Annotated in this window: 14 protein-coding genes; 2 read left to right on the top strand and 12 right to left on the bottom strand. The window is 50.3% G+C overall.

The features are described 5' to 3' along the window. Window positions 1-1142 precede the first annotated feature (1142 nt). Entirely contained in the window at window positions 1143-1775 is a 633-nt protein-coding gene (locus V7051_RS00980; RefSeq protein WP_333873017.1) for a response regulator transcription factor, read from the bottom strand. Between the two features lie 736 nt (window positions 1776-2511). On the opposite strand from V7051_RS00980, the gene V7051_RS00985 reads away from it, so the two are divergent. After that, complete coding sequence (locus V7051_RS00985) at window positions 2512-3825, top strand: phospholipase D-like domain-containing protein (protein ID WP_333873018.1); 1314 nt, start codon at window positions 2512-2514, stop codon at window positions 3823-3825. Further along, window positions 3822-5024 (top strand): hypothetical protein, encoded by a 1203-nt coding sequence (locus V7051_RS00990; RefSeq protein WP_333873019.1) that lies wholly within the window; start codon window positions 3822-3824, stop codon window positions 5022-5024. The genes V7051_RS00985 and V7051_RS00990 overlap by 4 nt, the downstream gene beginning before the upstream one ends. 13 nt (window positions 5025-5037) lie before the next feature. Here the strand turns inward: V7051_RS00990 and V7051_RS00995 are convergent, their stop codons facing one another. The 11 genes from V7051_RS00995 to V7051_RS01045 all read right to left on the bottom strand — a co-directional run bounded on the left by V7051_RS00995 (window position 5038) and on the right by V7051_RS01045 (window position 21035). After that, window positions 5038-8118 carry an efflux RND transporter permease subunit gene (locus V7051_RS00995; RefSeq protein ID WP_333873020.1) on the bottom strand — a complete coding sequence of 1027 codons (3081 nt, stop codon included), beginning with the start codon at window positions 8116-8118 and terminating at the stop codon, window positions 5038-5040. Beyond that, on the bottom strand, window positions 8115-9242 hold the full coding sequence (locus V7051_RS01000; protein WP_333873021.1) for an efflux RND transporter periplasmic adaptor subunit: 1128 nt from the start codon (window positions 9240-9242) through the stop codon (window positions 8115-8117). The genes V7051_RS00995 and V7051_RS01000 overlap by 4 nt, the downstream gene beginning before the upstream one ends. 79 nt (window positions 9243-9321) lie before the next feature. Next, a complete protein-coding gene (locus tag V7051_RS01005) occupies window positions 9322-10674 on the bottom strand; it encodes a TolC family outer membrane protein (protein ID WP_333873022.1) in 1353 nt (450 codons plus the stop codon). 126 nt (window positions 10675-10800) lie between these two features. Continuing rightward, window positions 10801-12228, bottom strand: a complete 1428-nt coding sequence (locus V7051_RS01010) for an NAD/NADP octopine/nopaline dehydrogenase family protein (protein WP_333873023.1) — start codon at window positions 12226-12228, stop codon at window positions 10801-10803. A 107-nt stretch (window positions 12229-12335) separates the two neighbouring features. Further along, on the bottom strand, window positions 12336-13580 hold the full coding sequence (locus tag V7051_RS01015; RefSeq protein WP_333873024.1) for an MFS transporter: 1245 nt from the start codon (window positions 13578-13580) through the stop codon (window positions 12336-12338). 253 nt (window positions 13581-13833) lie between these two features. Next, entirely contained in the window at window positions 13834-14598 is a 765-nt protein-coding gene (locus V7051_RS01020; protein WP_333873025.1) for a class I SAM-dependent methyltransferase, read from the bottom strand. Between the two features lie 12 nt (window positions 14599-14610). Further along, window positions 14611-15753 (bottom strand): 2-aminoethylphosphonate aminotransferase, encoded by a 1143-nt coding sequence (locus V7051_RS01025; protein ID WP_333873026.1) that lies wholly within the window; start codon window positions 15751-15753, stop codon window positions 14611-14613. 1 nt (window position 15754) lies between these two features. Continuing rightward, window positions 15755-16498 (bottom strand): phosphocholine cytidylyltransferase family protein, encoded by a 744-nt coding sequence (locus tag V7051_RS01030; RefSeq protein WP_333873027.1) that lies wholly within the window; start codon window positions 16496-16498, stop codon window positions 15755-15757. Beyond that, the gene (aepY, locus tag V7051_RS01035) at window positions 16495-17625 is read right to left on the bottom strand and encodes a phosphonopyruvate decarboxylase (protein ID WP_333873028.1); all 1131 of its coding nucleotides are present in this window, start codon (window positions 17623-17625) and stop codon (window positions 16495-16497) included. Before aepY ends, V7051_RS01030 begins: the two co-directional genes overlap by 4 nt. Continuing rightward, window positions 17622-19241, bottom strand: coding sequence for a phosphoenolpyruvate mutase (gene aepX / locus V7051_RS01040; protein ID WP_333873029.1), 1620 nt, complete (start codon window positions 19239-19241; stop codon window positions 17622-17624). Before aepX ends, aepY begins: the two co-directional genes overlap by 4 nt. Window positions 19242-20258: 1017 nt before the next feature. Beyond that, on the bottom strand, window positions 20259-21035 hold the full coding sequence (locus V7051_RS01045) for an HAD family hydrolase (RefSeq protein WP_333873030.1): 777 nt from the start codon (window positions 21033-21035) through the stop codon (window positions 20259-20261). Between the last annotated feature and the right edge of the window lie 4 nt (window positions 21036-21039).

Genomic DNA, 21039 nt, shown 5'->3' on the forward strand with positions numbered 1-21039 from the left:
GACCGAACCATTGATCGCAAAACGACTGACCACGGCCATATCTAGCATTCCAAGTATGCCGCATGCCACTACTGGAAAAGCCAGCCAAAAATCATTTTGATGAAACTTCCTCAGCTCTTCCATACTGTAATTTCCTCTACATTTAAACGTCACACAGCCTTTTTATCGCTTCTTCAACGTGTACTAACAATGTATGATTTTTAAAAGATTTCTCAAAAAGCCATGACTTCGGCCCTAAATGCTTTACCTTGTCTGCATTTGCAATGTAACCACTAACAAAGTATCAGTCACTTTTCTCGATAGTTCTTCTTACAGTCCAAAACTGTTTACTTCGGGAATATTAACGCTCTGGATCAAGCTCCATAATTGATCAGAGTTTTGCAATACGTAATTGATATATAAAATTTTATAAATAGATGGATGGATCGTTCAATTAATTCAATCAAAAGGCTCAATGAGTCGCGAATACACAGATTGAATAAATGTAAGAAATGAATAATTTTTCATTTAGCATTCGAGTTTTCTGTAAAAATATAAGAAAAGGACTCATCTTTCTTGTCCAAGCTTTTTGAAAAACTCTCTACCTCATTCACTGAGTTACTGTGCAATTATATAATGAGGATTATATTTTTAAGGCTATGCTCGACTTTTATAGGTATGAATTTTAAGTTGTTCGTGTTTTGAATGGTATTAACTCCAATAAAATCAGCATTGGATAGTCAATTACAAACTAAAGTTGAGCATGCATATTTTAATAATTTATTAACATTAAACTTGCTTTGATCATCTGTACGCTGATCAAAGCCGACCTAAATTACCTTGCTAAATATACGTGTGTCGAATTTAAACGATATCTCTAGTCGCCACAATCAGCAAATACCGAATTCCAGTGAGAACTGCCCTACACTTGAATGCAGTAATGTTTATAAGGAATGGACTACGGCGAGGTGTAATAACTGACACTTTTAAAGAACCGCAATCCAGCCATCAGTGTTTGGCAAAAATCCGACGCATTTTCAGGCTTTAACCATAAGCAGATGTCATATATCAGCGCTATTTGCCCTGCATGACTACTCCACCGCTTACAGGAAGCCGGCACTTTTCTTAACTCAATGTATTGTAAGAATAATAGTCCTGAATTTTTATATGGTCATGCCATGGGCGATAGTATATTGGATAAGTTTGACATCGCTGTCTATATGCATTTTTTGCATCAAACGCACTTTATGGGTGCTAACAGTCTTGCTGCTGATATCCAAATCATGGGCAATTTCGTTGACTTTCCTGCCTTGGGCCAGCATGCGTAAAATGACAAGTTCTCGGGCAGACAGTAATTCATGCGGTACCAATGGCGTAGCGGAACTCACCTCGAAAGCGATCTTTTCGGCAATTTCGGCGGTAATAAATCGTCCACCGGCCGCCACCTTGCGTATTGCCTCCAACAAATCCTTGGGCGAACTGTCTTTGGTGATATAGCCCGAAGCTCCGGCCTTGAGTTTGCGTTTGGCAATTTGCGACTCGTTATACATACTCAGCACCAGAATAGGCGGGCTATTTAATTGTTCCTTGATTTTCTTTATCAGCTCCACCCCATGGATGCCGGGAATAGAGATATCCAGCAAAATCAGGTCGAACTTCTCGTCCTGCAAAATCGCAAGCGCTTCTTCGCCGCTACCGGCCTCCGCGCAGACCATGAGATCTTCTTCATCGTCGAAAAGCTGCTTCAGTCCCTCACGCATCAACTCATGATCGTCAACAATCAATAACCTTATCATAATGTTTGCTCCATTTATTATCATCGATAGTTATTTGAGCCGGGCTCGACAATATGTTTTTCCTGCTCGTCATCGTGTCCGCTTTTTCATAACACTCAAGTAAGTTGGCTGCTGGTCCGAACAACCACTGTTTTTATGGACTACATGACGTAATCGGCTACTCCAACCAAAATCCACAGCCCTTTTCGTTGCTGGCGCTGTTACCCGGCAAAACCAGCCCCCTAACACGTTAATTGTTTTCGTCAATTCGGCCTTGTGCGTCATTACAATAACCGATCATATAAGATCTAAAGTTGCCCAATCTTTATAAAACTTTAGTCATGCTACTTATGCAAGGGCAGAGACATAAAGTAGGGCTTGGCAAGCATAACAACCCAGTTTAATTTGTTTTCCTACTATACATTACTAACATAAAAGCTAGGTTACTTTAGTACAAAATTATAATTCCTCATTTGTACAATTTTTCCCATGGCTGGTGAAGTTATCGCTAAATATTTTCATCTGTTTGGAAATATGACGGCCTAACGGTTCATAAGACTACTTGGAAAATTTCCATGGTCTCCAATAAAAAGCGTCTAAAATGCCCGGTAACAATTCCTCTCTTATAGTTCTTAAAAATGCCTGCCTTACATGACCGCAAACTAAACGCTGTTTATGGAAAAATACGACATCATTTACAGCTGAAACCGGCGTGTAGCCTTAATTCCGCAAATCGATAACAAATCCAAAAACATCAATGGACACTCTTTACCTGCTTGCGCACGCACTGCGTTTGCTCCTTGCGGCAGGCCGCGCCATGCGGATCGCGCCTGTCGCGTCAATGTCGGACGCAGATATGGCGGGCAACGCTCACGGCATCAGCTATGCGATTCTAGCGACGCGCTGGCAGCAAAAGAGCGGAGGGCCTTCATGGTCTTCAGTTTACGAACAATGGCAATCCCGATTATCCGCGGACAAAATCCCTTCGCTCTACGGCTCTTTCGATCCGGCCGATCGATTGGAACTGCTCACCGACAATGCGGCAGCTTTTGAGAAACGCCACTCGCTTTACCAGGCCGCAAAGCAATCTATCGATATTTCGACCTTCTATATTCAGGCGGACGAAGTGGGCTGGCGAACGGCACGGGCTTTAGCCGACTGCGCACGGCGCGGCGTTCGCGTGCGCATCATCGCCGACCGCTGCATCACCGCGCAGAAAGTTTTCGGGAATCCGGAAGTGCTCGATGTGATTCGCTGTCTTCGCGACGCGGGCGTCGATTACCGGCTGTTCAAAGACCCCAACCGCCGCTATGACGCCTGCCATCGCAAACTGCTGATCGTGGACGGGACGACGCTTATAACCGGCGGCCGCAATTATGCAAACCATTATGCCGGAAGCGAATGGCGCGACATCGACCTATTGCTGACCGGTCCTTCTGCCGCACGCGCTCAACTTGTTTATGAAGAAACTTTCACGAGTGTCCCGAACATGCATGACGATAATACCCAAGGAAACATTTTTCAACCCACCGCACCTGCGGGCATAGCGTCCAATGCAAACTTCATCTATCTGCTCGACTGCATCCGGGCCTGCCGCAAAACGCTGGACATTGAAAACGCCTACTATTTCAACCATCCCATGATCCATCATGAACTGGCTGCAGCTTGCAGCCGCGGTGTGCGCGTACGCCTGTTCACCAACTCAGCGGAGAGCAACGATCTTGATTTCATGAATTACCGGCTCTACGCCGGTTTTCCTGACTTGATCGATATTTGCGTCTCGCTTTACCTGCGCCGGGGAAAAGGCCGCACGCTGCATTGCAAATACTTCGTAGCGGACGGCGAATGGATTGGCTTCGGCAGCAGCAACCTCGATTTTTTCTCGCCGCGATTTTGTCTCGAACTCGGCATTCAGGTTCGTGATTCACACTTGGCGGAGCTGCTGACAGCTTGGTTTGAACAGGGCATCGCAGAAGCCGAACTCTTGAATGATCGCGCCGTCGCCGAGAGCGTGATTGCAAAGCAGACCATCGGCAGGATATTCGACCGTTGGCTACCGGATATCCAATGAGCAATTCCACGCAGATCTCTAAATCCACGCTTGCGCTGAGTGTATTGGTGTTATTTTTCCTGTCGTTCCTGATGTCGGGAAACGCCAATGCGCTACCTCAGGTGTTTTTTCAACGCAATTATCCGGAGCAAAAGACGCTGCTGCTTTCGATTACGTTACTGTCCTCGACTATCGCGGCCATTACCGGAATCCTGGTTTCACGCCGCATTCGTCCGCGCCGAATTGTGGTTGCCATTGCTATCCTGATTACTACCGTAATTGCTGAAGCCTTGCTCTCGGCCCACACCGTAGCGCATTTCATCCTCTGCCTTGTGCTGGTGCAGTTCGCCGATAACTTCCTGCTGAACCAAATCGACCATGCGGCCGTGGACAGAGCCGGCCAACTGCGCGGCTTCAACGACGGGGCGGGAACTGCCGCTCGTTTATTGGGCATGCTCTCCGCTCCCGCATTCTTCACTGTATTTGCGGGCAATGATCCGATTGAAAAAACCGTGATCGCCGTGCTGGGTATCGCAGCCATGGTGGGATGCTTGCAGCTGTTCCGGTTACAGCCGACATCGGAAGCTAAACAGCAGGTTTCCAAACAACTCTCTATGCCGGACCGGGCGGATTGGCTGGTGTTCGCATACGCTATTGCCGTCTACGCCGCGTTGTACCTGTTTGCGGCCAATATGATTTATCTTTTAAAAGATCTGTTCCACATTCCCGGCGCGGAAACGCGCGGCGGAGCGGCTATCGTTACGGTGTTCCTCTCCGCACTCGCAGCCAACGCAACGATGGCCGTGGCAAAACGATCATCACACCAAACCGGCGGCCGAGACCTGCGAACTGCGGCGCTGGCGCTGCCTACTGTAGCGCTGATCTTCGCGGCGGGTTTTATCCTGGCCGGAATCCAGGTCGACAACTCTCTTTGCCTTGCCGCCGCCGCTGTGATTGGCGCCTGCTACGGCGTCTTTCTCTGGGAAGTGCGCGACTATTCCTCCCGTGCCGCCAGACAGGGCAAGACCGCTCTTCTGAGCTGGTTTAATAACATGGCGAACATCAGTTCGCTGTTCGCTTTCGGGCTTATGCTGGCGCTGGCGTCGGGCCGATCCGGTATCTATTACCTATGGCTGATGTGGGCCATCATAGGCGTATTGACCGCCGGATTGATACTGCTGTTCTGCGCCGCAGTCCAGGTGCGCAGGACAAAACCATAGTAGATATTGCCAATTACGCGGCTTTGGACTTATCCCTTTTCCAGACCAATAACTGCCGGATCAATTCCTTAAGATCATCAACAAAAGTAAATACGGCTGGAACGACTAACAAACTCAACAGCGTAGAACTGATGACGCCCCCCATTACCGCAATCGCCAATGGTGCACTAAATGCGGGATCAGCGCCCCAGCCCAAAGCGACAGGCAGCATGCCAAATCCCATGGCCAGCGAAGTCATGATGATAGGTCTTGCACGTTTATGACAGGCATCAAGTAATGCTTCAACCCGCGGCAAATGCATGTCCCGCCTTGCAACAATCGCATACTCCACCAGCAGAATAGAGTTTTTAGTGACGATGCCTATCAACATCAGCAAACCGATCAGTGCGGGCATCGAAAAACTTTTACCCGTCAACAACAGCAATACAAAAGCACCGCCTGTCGCCAGCGGAATCGCTGTCAAGATGGTTAAAGGCTGCATAAAGTCTTTAAATAACAGCACCAACACCGCAAAAATGCATAACACACCAATGATCATCGCGGAACTAAAGCTGTCGAACATGTCCGCCATCATTTGCGCATCACCAAAATCAACCAGGCTGACACTGCTCGGCAACGTTTTAAGCGTAGGCAACAGCATCGCTTCGGCATAGACATCGCCCAATTCGCGCCGTCCCAACTCAACATCCAGCGTTACTTGTTGCAAGCGGTCGAAGCGCTTAATGACGGCCGGTTCACTGTTCATGGTTATGTCGGCGACTTGGGCAAGCATGATAGCGCCGTTTTTGCCGGGCACGGGTAAACGTCCCAGTGCCTGAAGGTCCGAGCGCAATGATTGGGGCAGTTTTACCCGTATAGGCAACTGCCGTTCAGCTAAATTAAACTTGGCGAGCGACTGGGTAAAATCGCCTGCGGTAGCAATACGAACAGTTTCACCAATGATAGCGGCCGTCACGCCCATGTCGGCGGCTTTGGCAAAATCAATCGCCACGTTAACTTCGGGTTGTACCAAGCTCGTACTGGAAATCACATTGCCCACATTTTTCAAATCGCGCAGATCCCGTTCCAATTTTTTGGCGGTAGTCTGTAAAACGACGGAGTCTTCACTTTTCAACACCAGTTGCAATTTATTGCCTACATCCTGAAGCCCGACAGTAATGCGGACACCGATTTGCCGACTGAGCTTTTCACGCAGTTCAATCTCAATGGCTTGTTGAGTACGATCGCGTTGCTGCCTGCGATTAAGCAATACGGTCAGCTTTGCTTTACGTACTTCACCGCTTTGCCCGGACACATTGATTCCGCCGGGCGATTCGTTACTGCCTACCAGACTGAACACGTTGGTTACGTCTTTTTCGCCGATCAACATTTGTCTGGCGCGTTCTGAAGCAACCAGCGTATCGTCAAGCGTACTGCCTGGAGGCAATTCGATATTCACCTGCGTTTGCGCATAGTCTGTAGGCGGCATAAAGCCTTTTGGCAGCAACGGGATAAGAGCCAGTGAGCCTATAAAAAAAGCAAGCGCCGTTACAACGGTTATGCCTCGATGCCGCAAGCACCAAGCGACTGCGCTTAAATAGACAAGCATCAAACTTGAATCGTGTTTTTCCTGCTCTTCCACATCGGGTTTGAGCAAATACGCCGCCATCATAGGCGTCAGCAGCCGCGCCACCATCAGCGAAGCAAAAATGGCCAGCACCGCAGTCCAGCCGAATTGCTTGAAGTATCGGCCCAATACGCCGGTCATAAATGCCGTCGGTAAAAACACGGCGATTAGCGCAAAGGTCGTTGCGGTAACAGCCAGGCCGATTTCTTCGACCGCGTCATTTGCCGCCTGAAGAGGCGTTTTGCCCAGTTTTAAGTGACGGGAGATATTTTCAATTTCAACAATGGCGTCATCCACCAATACCCCGACCACCAGCGCTAACGCCAACTGGGTGAGCATGTTAAAAGTGAAGCCGAAATACTGCATGCCCCAATAGCTCGGAATAATCGATAGCGGCAATGCCACCGCTGCGATCAAAGTGGCGCGCCAGTCGCGCAAAAACAGCCCTACCACCAGTATCGCCAGCACAGCGCCTTCATAAAGCTGGCGCATAATGCCGACAAAAGTTTCTTGCGCGACCAGAGTATTGTCTATGATTTGCTCGAATTTTAAATTCGGGTATTGCTTGGCCAGCTGTTGAATTTCTTGTTGAACGGTTTTGGCAATTGCCACGGCGTTCGCCCCTTCCGTGCGGCTCACTTCAAAGGCAATGACCGGCTTACCATTGAGCAAAGCCAGGCTGCGCCGCTCCTCTACGCTATCTTCTATGTCGGCGATCCAGTCAAGCCGGACGGACTTGTCCCCACCCATCGGCAAATGCAGCGCTTTTAAATCCTCCAGCGTCTTGGCGCTGGCCAAGGTGCGTACCGATTGCTCGGCGCCACCGACATTGCCGCGCCCGCTGGGTGCATCCCGTTGAACTTGGTTTAGCAGATGAGAGACATCGGGCGCAGTAATCCCCAGCTGGGTCATTCTATCGGGATCAAGCTCGACACTTATTTCCCGCGTCACTCCGCCCAGGCGAATTATCTTGCCTACGCCTTCCAGGCTCAGCATGCGCTTGCTTAAAATGTCATCCACAAACCACGACAAATCTTTTTCATCCATCTGGCTGGATGAAACCGCATAGGTAAGAATAGGCCAGCCGACATCGACCACTTTGGTGATAACGGGATCGCGCATCGCGACCGGTAAATCGGCCCGAATCTGGTTAACCGCATCACGTACTTCATTAGTCGCGTCCGAGCCGTCTTTTTCCAATTGAAACTCGACAGTAATCGTTGCCGTTCCTTCCCTCACCGTGCTGTAAATGTGCTTTAAGCCTTGCAGGCTGGCGACTGCATTCTCAATTTTTTTTACAACCTCGGTTTCCAGTTGCGAGGGCGTTGCACCGTCATAATTGGCAGTCACGACAACTTGCGGTAATTGAATATCCGGATACTCCTGTACACCCAGCGTTCGAAAACTGTTGATGCCGAAAAAACACAGCATCATGAAAAAGACGATGGCTGCGACAGGGTTTTTAATCGACCAGGCGGAAACATTCATAATTTGCCTGAACTGGCACTATTGACAGGCTCGGCTTGGACGCTCACTAAATCGCCGTCATTCAAAAAACCGGCGCCGCTAATCACAATATCGGTATCACTCGGTAAACCGTCCAAGATTTCTATACGGTCGTTCTGCCGGCGCCCCACCTGCACTTTAACCTGCCGTACCCGATTGTTTTTATCCACTTCAAAGACATAGTTAAAACCGTCACGAACGACAACCGCCAAATGAGGTAATGTCAACGCATCCGTCGTCCCTAAAAGAAACTCACCGCTGGCAAACATGCCTGCCTTGACCTGCGGCGTTGCGGTTAAATCAACGTAAACCAGGGCATTGCGGGTTTTGCGGTCTATCGTAGGCGCGATCATGCGGACAGCGCCTTTGATTTGTTCATGGTCCGGCAGCGTAAGGATGACTTCGCCCGCTATCTTGATGTCGGCAAGATCGGCGGCGGTCACTTCCGCCCGCCATTCAAGCCGGTTTTTCCGGATCAGGCGAAACAATTCATCGCCGCTGGATACCACCGCGCCCAGCGTTGCGGTACGCGCGGAAATAACGCCGTCATCGGGCGCAAGCACCCGCGTGTATCCCAGTTGTAATTGGCTGGAAGCGCGCCTCGCCTTCGCAGCCGACAGTTTTGCTTCGGCTGTTCGCTCGGCAATTAATAACTGGTTTATTTGCTGCGCAGGCAGCGCGCCCGATTTTTGCACTAAGCGGGCGCGGTTTGCATTAGCCGAGGCTTCCGCCAGCACCGCCTCGGCTTCAACGACCATCGCGCCTTGCTCGGCCAGCGCTTGATGCATCGTGTCTTTAGAAAATTCTGCAAGAACCTGGCCTTTTTGTACCCAGTCTCCGACGTTGACGTTAACGGCGCTTAATCTCAAGCCGTCAATTTCCGCACCGACTATCGCTTCCTGCCAAGGGGCAATATCGCCGCCGGCGACTAGTTTGGTCGTCCATGCGGCAACCGCGGGTTTGGCGGTGCTTACAATTAATGAAGGTTTTACCGCTACAGTTTCCGGTTGTGCGCTTTGGCTTTTTGGGGCCATCAGCGCCGATGTTGCACCGACGGCAATCAAAGCAATTACGCTGGCGAAAATTAGTTTTTTGTTATTTGTCATAGACTGAAATTTGGCGGCCTGCAATCAAAGTGCTTCTTGCCCGGCTTATTTATTATGCATTACATTCATGAGCTTGGCTTTAGTCGAAGGATTTAGCCATCAATAAACGGTTGATTTGTTCAAGATCGTTTTGAGTCAAGTCGCTGGACGCCTGTTTTAACTTGATGCTGTAAATTAAATAATCATAACGCGCACGGGAAAAATCGCGTTTAGCCCTGAATAGATTTTTTTGTGTGATCAGCACATCCACCATTGTTCGCGTACCTGCATCAAAGCCTACTTCATTGGCTTCCAATGCTTTTTGGGCCGAGATGATAGCGGAGCTTAAGGATTCGACACGGCTGATGCTGGTCATTAAGCCGCGATAAGCATAGTTGACTTGACGCTCTACCGTGAGTCGGCTGGCGTTTAAATTTTCTTTCGCGGCTTCGTATTCAAAAACCGCCTGACGGGTTTTGGAATTAACCATACCGCCCTCGAACAAAGGCACATTCAGCTGTAGGCCGACACTTCGGCCGTCGCCCCGCAAACCGAAACTGCTGGAATTATCGGATACGCCGTAAGCGGCCACTAAATCCAGGCTCGGTAAATGTCCGCTCCTTTTCAATTCTATCGATTTACGCGCCACTTCGGCCTGATTAATCGCTGAAACAATGCTCAGATTGTTGCCCTGCGCTAATTGATTCCAAGCCGACATATCGGCGGGCACCGGTTTAAGCAGAGGAAGTTGTTCGCCCAAGGCATTGAGCCGCACTTCATTGTTACCGATGATTTCCCTTAACAAGTCTTTTTGATTATCCAGCTGGTTGCCGGCTTCTATTTCACTGGTAACGGCCTGATCAAAAGCTGCCTGAGCGTCATAAACATCGGTCATCGCGACAAACCCGGCCTCAAAGCGTTGTTTGGCCTGTTCAAGTTGCTGCGTTATGGCTTGTTTTTCGGCCTGAACAACATCCAATGCATCTTTTGCGGCCAGCACATTGAAATAATATTCGGCTGTTTTAGCCATCAGGTTTTGCAACTCCCCTTGATAAATCGCTTCCGACTTGGCAATTTCATTATCGGACTGGCTCAACTCTATCCAGTATTCCCATCGAAACAAAGGCTGGGTTAAATTGACATTAAAGGTGTGGTTCCAATATTCCTGATTAACGTCAGTTCCCCGATAATCACTGCGCGTTTTGGCTTTGATGTTATGCAAGTACTCTCTACTGCTGGCTGATGTCGCATAAACGCTGGGCAGTAACCGGGCGATACTTTGATCTTTAGTTTCAGCTACCGCGGATAACTTGGCTTGAGCCTGATGCAAAGCGGGATTGTTTTGCAAAGCCAAGGTTAAGGTTTCCGATAAATTTTGGGCTTTTAAAGGAGAGATGCCGGTTAAAACTGTAGCAATAAAATACACCAACTTTTTGATTTGCGTTTTTGTCACTATGTTGCTCTTGGCTTCAGTCATTAAATTTAAAAGGCGTATCTCTGGGCAACAGCAGGCAGAGAAAGTTTAGCTGTTATTAGAATTTATCAAGCGTGCATTAAATCCCCGCAAAAAACCCAAAGCTTATACAGTCATCATCAGCTTGTCTAAGCTATTCAAGCCGTAACGCTGTGGAGCCCCGGATTGACCGATATCTTTACCTTTTAACGCACCGTCAACCCAATATTCACAATTCATTTGTGTTTGCGCCCAAATCAAAACCTTATCAAGGGTTGGGGTCTCTACTCCCGCTAATTCGGCCACACCTTTGATAACCACCAGGCCATGAGGCACATCTTCCAAATAGAAACGGCAGTTAAAATCAGGAATATAACCGCCTTCAACTTCGGTCATCGGAGTCCGGATTCCGGCATAGGCGCGATTAGTTGCAATAATGGAACGAAGAGTTGATTTATCGGTAATGTCATCGGCATAAGCCGATTGAATCGAAAAACTTAAAGGCAGAACCGCGCAAAGATTAAGATTCGGGACTTTTTGTTCCAAAGTCCGGCACACCCGCTGTAATTCATTATCCATCGCTTGCAACAGCTTGGCGGCTTCATCTGTCATTTCTTGGTAAAAAAGCGGCGGTTCCGCAAAAGGAGTCCCGTCCCAGTTAGCAAATAAATCATAGGAGATTGCACTATGCAGCAATTGATTAGCCGGATATAACGTTATATTGAGAAAGTTCTCCAAATCCAGCACCGGCATCAATAATAGCTTGCTCATCAATTCGGAAACATCTTGCGCACGCGAGGCCGGAACGGTTACTTGCCCGTTAAAGTCTTTAGTCCCTAAAATGTTGACTTCCTCGCCGGGTTTTATAGTTTTGCACATCCACGGAATGGTAGCCAGGCTGAATACGGTTGCCTTGGTATTAAAGCGAGCCAGCCAATCCGTTGCTTTCCAATTAAAACCTCCGGGCCCCGGAATTGCCCCGATGTAAGTATCTGCATCAATAAACGGGATAATTTTTTCCAGCACATCGTCTTCAATGTGGGATGGTACGCATAGAAGGATTAAGCGAGAACCCGGAATAGCCATTGCCGGATCGCTCGTTACCCGATCGGGCCGCGCTAAAACATCGCCTTCTCGCCGCCTGACCCATATTCCATTGTTGGCCGCCATAGCTTGTTCAAGTAATTGCGCCCTCTCTGCGCTCGAAACCAGCAAATTAACTTTTAAATCCGGGCGTGCCGACAATAACCCGGCAAAAACATGACCCAGATTTCCGCAGCCGCAAATTGTTACCTGCATGGGTTTTTGATTCTTGCCATAGAGCGGGGTTTCTTCCGGATCAAGAACGACTAGATTCTTCTGGGAAATCGGATAGCTTGTAACGATAGCAAGCAATATTGCCGGGCTGGGAATGATGTGTTCATCGTTATAAATTTTTGCGGCGATTTCACTATTAATCCCAGTTTGTTGGCTGAACTTTTCAATAGAAATATCCTGACTCGTCAAAAAGACTTTTAACTGGTTTTTTAATGTTTCACTGCGATAGATTGCCATGCTTGCTTGCCTTGAATAGAGTGTATTTAGCTAGAGTATGTCGGCTAAGTCGTAAGTTTTTAAAATAATCCCGCCCTAATTTTTCGGACATTCCAGTCAGTCAAAAATCATGTTGCCGAACAATATTGCGCTGCTTGTCGTCGAATCGTCCGACTTACCAGCAAGGTCAAGGGTATGGTGAAGAACGCGAATACAGCCAGACATAAGGGCAAAGAGATGCCAAGACCAATAATCAACATACTTGAAAATAAAGCCGATACCGCAAACAGGGAACTCATAATATTGTAGGCGGCAAATACGCGTGCTTTGGTGTGTTGATTGACAGTCAAATACAGTACCGATGAAAAATACGCCGCATAAATACCTGAAGCCAAAGCAATGGTAAAAAAATCGAACTGCATTCTAAGCAACGAGTCAGGGATAGACCAATATAAATCCATGCCGGCCAAGCTTATAGCCAAAGCCATGACATTCGCGGTACCGGCATTAGCTTTGCCGCGTAGCCAGTAAGAACCGGCCGCCAATCCGCAGCTGACACCCAAAGTAAAAATTAACAGCACCGAAGCCACCAACTTCTGGTCGCCCAACAAAGTCGTGCGCACCAGCACCGTTACGTTGGATAAGTAAACCGCGCCCAGCGACCAATACCATGACAACGCCACGATGGCGGCCATGCAACGGCGGTCTTCGCAAGCCAGGCGGAGTATTTCCAAAGTCGGTTTCAACGGGTTAAAGCCCGGCAATAATAAGTCGGGATTGCTTTGCGTACTTTTAGGACCGGCCCACGTCGCCAGTAATGACACGGCCGTAGCGATTAACGCTATGGCTCCGATTCGGGATGCGTCGGCATCGGCACCAAAAATAGCACCGATATAGGTTCCTCCGAGTATGCCGATCATAGTCCCGGCCTCCATTAACGATGCCCCTGCCGCCAAGGCCGAAAGCGGCAGGAATTCAGACAGCATCGCGTATTTCAAAGGACCGAACAGCGTCGAGGTCATACCTTTTGCAAAAACCAAAACCAGCAACAAACCGATATTGCCGCTAAAAAAACCGAACGCGGCAAAAGCCGCGAGAAAAATATCGATAATCCGCAAAACCATAGCGACTTTGCGTTTGTCATAGCGATCGCCAAGATACCCGCCGTGAGCCGAAAAAATAAAAAACGGCAGCATAAACAAGCTCCACGAAAGCGTTGCGATCAGGCCGACATGACCGGCGCTCATGTCCGCTTTAAAAGCGGCGTAAACAATAATGCCGTTTTTAAGCAGTACATCAAAAAACGCGTTGCCGGCCCCCGCCAAAAAATGACAAAGAAAATAGCGTGTCGACAATGTTCCAGGTTTACTCATATACGCTTTGAGCGGTCATATCTTCGGTCTTTCCAGGCAGGGTGTTCTTCGGGCATCATCATAAGCATCAATGCACAGCGCGCCCTGCGGTCAATTGCAAACCCCGAAACCCGACCGTTCGGATAAGGGTTGCCGCCTTGGTTATTCCTGTCTCATTCCAAAAAATAATCGGTTTTTTACCGCAGACAAACAGACAAGCCATTGAGGTACCGTTTGTTTTGTAACGTAAGTTGCACTTCAAGGATGAGTTTTTTTACGGATTCCGGGCAAGCACGACTGACGCTTTGTAGTGATCTTCCAGCGGAAAAACATGTTCCAGACGACTGAATTCGGCAATCTGCTCACTGTTACACTGCGCCAGAATGTGGGTAAAGAAGCCGGAGTTCATGCCGAACTGATAAAACTCGGTAAAGTTGGAAAACTTCACCGGTTTCGTGAACGTGTCGACTGCAACAATATCCAGACCGGCATTGCTAAAATACGAGGCGATAGTGTCGGTATTCATCGGCGATGGATTGGCCTGTTTGATGAAATCATCGGAAAGCATCATCCGGGCAAGCTCATAGATCCGAGGGAATGCTTCATAGGTGCTGCTGACAATCGAGTAATAACCGCCGGACCGCAACAGTTTCGAAGTATCCCGCACCACTTCGTTGCCATCTATAAATGTCGTCAGAAAGTGCATCAATATTAAATCGACTCCGCCCGATGCAAAATGTTTACCGGTATTCACGACATCGTCATGGATCGCATTGAAAGACAGCTTGGTTTTTGCTATTTCCAGCATTTCGCAGGATAGATCGATACCATGCCTATTGGCTGCCGGAAACAGTTCTTTGATTTGCATCAGCGACTCGCCGGTGCCTACGGCCAGATCCAATACATCATTAATAAGAGGCTTAGAGACATAGGTTTCAATTTGCTGAAATGCCGTATTTCTCGCGCCTGACAATAGTCCCAAGTCATCCCGGTCATAAGTGCCGGCAATGCTTTGATCGTAAAGTTTACCAATATCCATTTTCTGAACCTTCTAGTCGTTGAGAGTTTTAAAGCGGGGCGGCAAAACTATATCGTTCGCGGCCAGGTAGCGCTCCAGAGCATTAAGAAACGCCCGGATGTCATGCGTGTCGATTTGTCCGATATTTGCCAAACGAAAGCTGGCTAATTCTCCGACTTTACCCGGATAAAGGGTGTAGCCTTCGGCCAATAACGCATCATGCATGGCCTCGAAGCGATAGCGGGGATGATCGGGTTCCAAAAAAGTGGTTAACAGCTTGGACTGGGGAAGATCCGGCACTGCCGCGGCGAAGCCCAACTCGGCCATGCCTTCCAGCAAAACCTCCCAACTGCGGCAATAACGCCAGTAGCGGCCCAGCCGTGTTTCCTCAAAGAACTCATCCAGCGCCGCATCCAGGGCATACAGCACCTGCACCGGAGGGGTAAAACGCATTTGCAGGTTCGACTCGAAACCGGCATGCTGGCCGTACAAGTCTAAATACAAACTGCGTGGCCGATAGTCTTCAGGTGGGCTCAGCAGGCTTTTGCGGCAAATAACGAAAGCCGCACCGGCCATTCCTTGAATGCATTTGTTAGACGACGCTATCATAAAATCGCAGGGAGTTTGGCGCAGGTCGATCGGAATCCCGGCAAAAGACGACATCGCGTCGACGATCAACTTAACCTCATTGCGCCAACAGATCGAAGCAATCTCGTCAAGCGGATTCAAAATGCCTGTGGTCGTTTCGTGGTGGACCAACGCCAAGTGCGTGATAGACGTATCCTCAAACAGGATGTGCTCCACTTCCGCCGGGTCCGGCAACCTATCATAAGCAGTCTCGTAAACGGCGATTTGTTCGGGCCGCAAATGGATGCGGCATATATCCAGAATACGCTTGCCGTATGCGCCGTTGATCAAGACCAGGATTTTTCCGCCATAGGGCACCACCGAACTGATGCAGGCTTCCACTGCTGCGGTTCCCGAACCTCCGAACAATACCGCGGCATGGGTATCTTCTCCATGAATCACTTGCACCAGCCTTCGGCGGATGCTGTCCAGCAGCAAGCCGAACTCCACCTCGCGTGGGCAAATATCGGGAACGACCTGGGCTTGCTTGACCCGTTCGCTGGTAGTGGCGGGGCCGGGCGTCAACAAAATATTGCGGCGGATAGTCATGTCAGACCTTTTCGATAGATTGTATGCGCGGCCAAATCAGCTTATTGGCGCGCTCCAGATGTTCCAGGGTATCGATCTCGGTCCAGGGCAGGCCGGTTTTTTCGACATGCAATAAAACCGTATCGGCGATGCCGACCAAGCCTTCTTCATAATGCAATTGGGCAGGGCGGGCAAGACCGGCTTTCACCAGCCATTGTCTCAGCGCATAGGGCGTTTCGGCGGCGAGTTTGCAGATGCCCACCAGTTCGGCATCGATACGGGAAAGCATTGCCGGATCTTTGGACAGATTGACCAGTTCGCTACGCTCGTTGGTTTCAATGTAAACCTCGTCGCCCGACTGGGTTTCGCCGGACGCTAAAATAACATTCGCATAAGGCGAAGAAAGCACCTGCTCTATCATCCGGCTGTCGTACAGCAAATCGGATTCCAGCGACAGAAAATCGCAATCCAGGGCTTCGGTGCAGCGCAGCAAGGTTTCCAGACTGCCTGAATTTGCATAATCGACATTCAGCACGCATTCGATACGGACCTCGGGATGGCGTTTTACCATAGTGGCGTAGTTCATCGCCCGGTAGCCGGTACCGATGATGATACGGCGCACTCCATGACGCTCAAGAATATCGATGGAGCGTTCGATGATCCGCTGCCCTCCGACACGGATAAAGCCTTTAGGGCCATGCCGGGAAAATTCAGGGATTCGGCTGCCTAGCCCGGCCGCCATAATCACAGCGGTATCGATGGTCATTGGAGAAACGCCTTCAACCTGAGAGCCACTTGTGCAGGCGTTATGCTGGGCCTGCCCAACGGAGAAATCGAGCCTTTGGCAACGGATAGATACAAAAAGGTAAGCTTGGGATTGCGCATCCACTCCACGATGGCTTGTTCGAAGCCTGCCAAGCCGTTTGCCTGAACGACCGCAGGGTAGCCCGCCGCCGACGCGATAGCCGGCCAATCCATATTGCTGGAAGCGGTCGCCTGCCCGCCGGTGGAGTCGTGGCTCTCGTTATCCAGCAACACATGCAATAGATTGTCCGGCCTGCAATAGGCGTTGGTCGCCAGGTTGCCCATGCGCATCAGCAACGCGCCGTCGCCGTCCAATACGATGACTTTCTTATTGGGCTTGGCTATCGCGATGCCGAGGCCAATCGACGAAACGCAGCCCATGGAACCCACCATGTACAAGTTGTTCGGCGAATCTTCGATGGTGAACAATTCCCGCCCGCACATGCCGGTGGTCGCCAGCACCGCGGTATCGTCCTGCTTGTGCCGGGACACGACCTGCAAGGCTTGATAACGGCTGGGAGGTGCTACCGCTTCGGGTTGCGGCCGCGTTAGCGTGCCCGGATTAAAGCGGATCGGCGCTTTGGCTTTTAGTTCAAGCGGACTGAAGCTATCCTTGGAAACCAGGTAAAACACCGATATGCCGCGCGCCAAATATTCTTGCCCTTCGGCCAGTTGTTCGGACGCACGCTGCAAATCGGTCGCCAGATGGCAAACGTGAACCCCGCTGATTTCCAGCAATTGGGCGCTGATACGGCCCATGAATTCATGCTGAACTTCGTCGGCGACTCCGGGTTCGCCGCGGAAACCGACAAAGCCGGTAATCGGAAGCTCGCAAATATTGGTCAGCGAAGTCAGCGGCGCCAATGCATTGGCAAGCCCAGAATTTTGCAGCAGCACCGCCGACTTCATGCCGCCTAATTGAGCGCCCGCCGCGATCGCGACGGCTTCTCCCTCATTAGTCGCCGCGATATAGTTCAGCGAATTGCCGGCCAGGTTGATCAGCGGTTGCAGCAGCGAACAGGGCACGCCGGAAAATAGGCGATAGCCATGAGACTTTAGTACGCCCTGGAATTCGAGCGTATCGATCATTGCCAGAGTCCCGCCGCAATGAAGTCGTTCATGTCGTTGATATTGATCCATCCGTCTTTGGTGTAAATGACCCGAATGGGGTGGTGTTCCTTAAGCCGGTTAATCAAGTCGGGCACGCCTAATTTCTCGAAGTCGTCCTGCTGCGCCATCTCTTCCAATAATTGCCTTGCGATCGGGCTGGACTGTTCGCCCAGCATCAGTAAGCCAATCCACTCGCCGTTTGCCGACCCCGATGAATCCGCTCGTTCAAGGCGTTCCAGCTCAATGTTGTGATTAAAGAAATCGTTGGAATAGGGGCGGCTACAATATGCCATATCTTTATTTTTCGATTTATCTCCCAGCTCCGCATCGACAATGATAGTTGTCATCGCTGAACTTTCCAGCAAATCCCTGAGTATGTGGCTACGGAACAGGCAATCGCCGTAGGAAACGATGACGTTGCCCCGTAGCTCGTCACGGGCCTGATACAGCGAATATAACTCGCCGGTATCTTGATAACGGTCGTTATCGTAATGCCGGTAAGCGAAAGAGTTCAGGCATTCTTTTTTGTAACCGCGCACCACGGAGATATCGCCGATATGCAATGCGCGCAGCTCATCCACGTAGGCATCGATAATCGGCTTGCCGTTGATCGGCAACATCGCTTTCGGACGATCCTCGGTCAACTCGCCCAACGCTTCGCCCCGGCTGGCGGCGAGAATAATCGCCTTGCAGTCGGTGCGTTCGCCGGGCAGGTATTTCTCTTCGGCCAGCTGTAATTCCTTGGCGCCTTGAAGCCTGAAGATTTCGGAAACCGGCGCGATTTTGTCTTCTTGAGCCTTGATAGAACTCGAATTGAATATATCCTCCGCCGATTTGTGCATCGCGGTAACCGCGGAGCGCAAAATCTGGTTGGCCCAAATGACCAGTGAAATGCCCAACTCTTCGAAGCGATGGGTCGGCGTCGAATAATAAGTCGTCGGCACGACCACAATCGGGTGACGGCCGGCCCATTCCTGCATGAATGCTTCGATGTCCACCGGCATGTGTTTTTTGCTATGCACCAAAATTGCGTCGGCCCCGGCCAGCCGATAGGCTTCCGCGCGGCGCAATGCTTCTTTCAGGCCTGCGCCGACGATAAACGCTTCGGTACGGGCGACAATGACAAAATCATCGTCCTTTTGCGTGTCTTTGCCGGCCTTGATTTTGCCGCAAAATTCGTCCAGGTCGGCAAGGCTCTGTTTTTCGCCTTCAATGAAGGAATTGGTCTTCGGAAACAGCTTGTCTTCGATGCAAACACCGGCCACCTGCCGGGATTCCAGTTTAGAAACCAGGCGCCGCAAATTATTGAAATTTCCGTAGCCGGTGTCGCCGTCCAGCAATATCGGCACGTTGGTCGCATCGCTCATGAACTCAACCAATTCCAATACCTGGGTCCAGCTCGCTTCGTTATTGTCCCTGACGCCCAAAGACCCGGAAATGGTCAAGCCGCTCGCCCAAATGCCCTTGAAGCCGACTTCTTCGACAATGCGCGCACTGATGCCGTTATGCGCCTCGCAGATGAAATTAAGCCCCGGAGTGGTCAGCATTTGTTTTAATTGCGTGGTTTTCTTTACCAACGCGTGTTTTTCATTCATCGAGATAATTGCCTATTCAAAAATAAATATACTGAACGTATAACCTAAAAATACATGATTTGTAGCTAACGAATCCGGGGTAAAAATTAAAATACGGTTCCTCGCGCGAATCCAGTACGAGCCAATACAATCTTAAAACAGCGCAATATAAATTACGCAGACGGATCGGATTAAAACATGGGAACGACAGGCACTTGCCGGCGGTTCTCTGTTACTGCCTGCGATTCATGTCGTTCTACGGTTCGAGTGGCCGGTTTTTCGTTGCGACATTTTACACTGCGTTTATGTCCAAAACTTTCACTAGCGTCTACCGGTTATCGATTCGCTATTTACTTGGATCGGTTATCCGCAGGACTATTTAGCGTCTGTTTTTGCAGTGCGGCCCAGCTCATAAAATTAACTCCGCCTAAAAATACGGCCAACGACAACATAAACTTATAAATAACAGGCTGGGTTGGAGCGGCAGGAATCCACGGTGATTGAAAAAAATCGATGATATAAATAACTGATGTTACGCACGGACCGTATTTCTCCCGTTTGCCGCGCCGAGCACCGGAGCTTTCGACGGGAATAGCCCGCAGGGGCGCTGCATGGATGCAGCGCATTGTCAGAGGGCCAAGGATGGCCCTTCTGGCAACCCCCATTGAAAGCGAGGAGCACAGGACGAATCTGCAGGATAGCCGATTTGCATGCATCGCACCCGAAGGGCGAGGCACAAGGATGTGCCGAGTGATTCAAGCGGCAACCGGGTCGCCTTCTGACTCGCGCCTTCCTGGCGCTCGCACTGCATGCGCCTTTGGCGTCCCAATCCGCTCCTGGCGGATTGGTCTTTGGTTACTTTTTTTTCGACTGCATGGATTCAGGAGGTAGAGCAACGCAGGAGCAGTTGCCGAGGCGAGGCAAAAGAAAGTAACTCGCCCTCGGGTGCGAGAACCCGATTCAAATAACCGTCGTGCTAGCGACACCTTAAGAATAAGAATATTAATGCAGTCAAAAACTCATTGCCCGCAAGACTATCTATAATACCTTTCCCCAATGGCGAATCTCCCAGCCTCGCGATAACGCGATCCGCTTCAAGGGCCGGTCCGGGTTAACCGCTATCGGGTGACCCACTGCGCCCAACATCTGGGTATCGTTGATGCTATCGCCGTAGGCAAAAGAAGCGCTCAGGTCAATGCCGTTGGCGTCCGCATAACGCTGCAAGGCAGCCAGTTTACTGTCCCCCTGGCTGGCAAACGGCTCATCGTTGAGCGCGGCATAACGGCGGTAGGCTCCGGTTAGGCGATCATCCTCCGCGACCAGGCGCTGGGCCAGCAACTCCGCGCCCAAGGCTGCCGCAAGCGGGGCCAAAATCACGTCGATACCGCCGCTCAGTAAAATGATGCGCCGCCCGGCTTGCCGGTGCGCAGCCAGTTCGGCCAAGGCTTCGCGGAAACACGACGGCAGCAAAAGCGTCTCGCAGCAACGCTGCGCATCGCCCTGCACTGTCTGCAAAGAAAGACCGGCAAATTGACCGTAGACCATCCGGTCGGCCAAATCGCGGCTGAATTTGTCGGCTAGCCATACCGCAGGCGCGCGCCAAACCAGGCTGGCTAGCCAAAGGCGGTGCCGCCACGCCGAGTGCTGACGCGCGAGCAGCCAGATCAGACTGGACGAGCTTCGGGTGGCGCACAAGGTGCCGTCGACATCGAAGATCGCGACGGCATTGCTCTTGGAAGAAGTTGTTTGCATACTGGACAGTGGCAGCTTCGTTTGTGACATGACCTGAGAAAATTTAATTGTAGCATTCGCCATTGGC

The organism is Methylobacter sp. (genome assembly GCF_036845245.1).
Lineage (GTDB): Bacteria > Pseudomonadota > Gammaproteobacteria > Methylococcales > Methylomonadaceae > Methylobacter_A.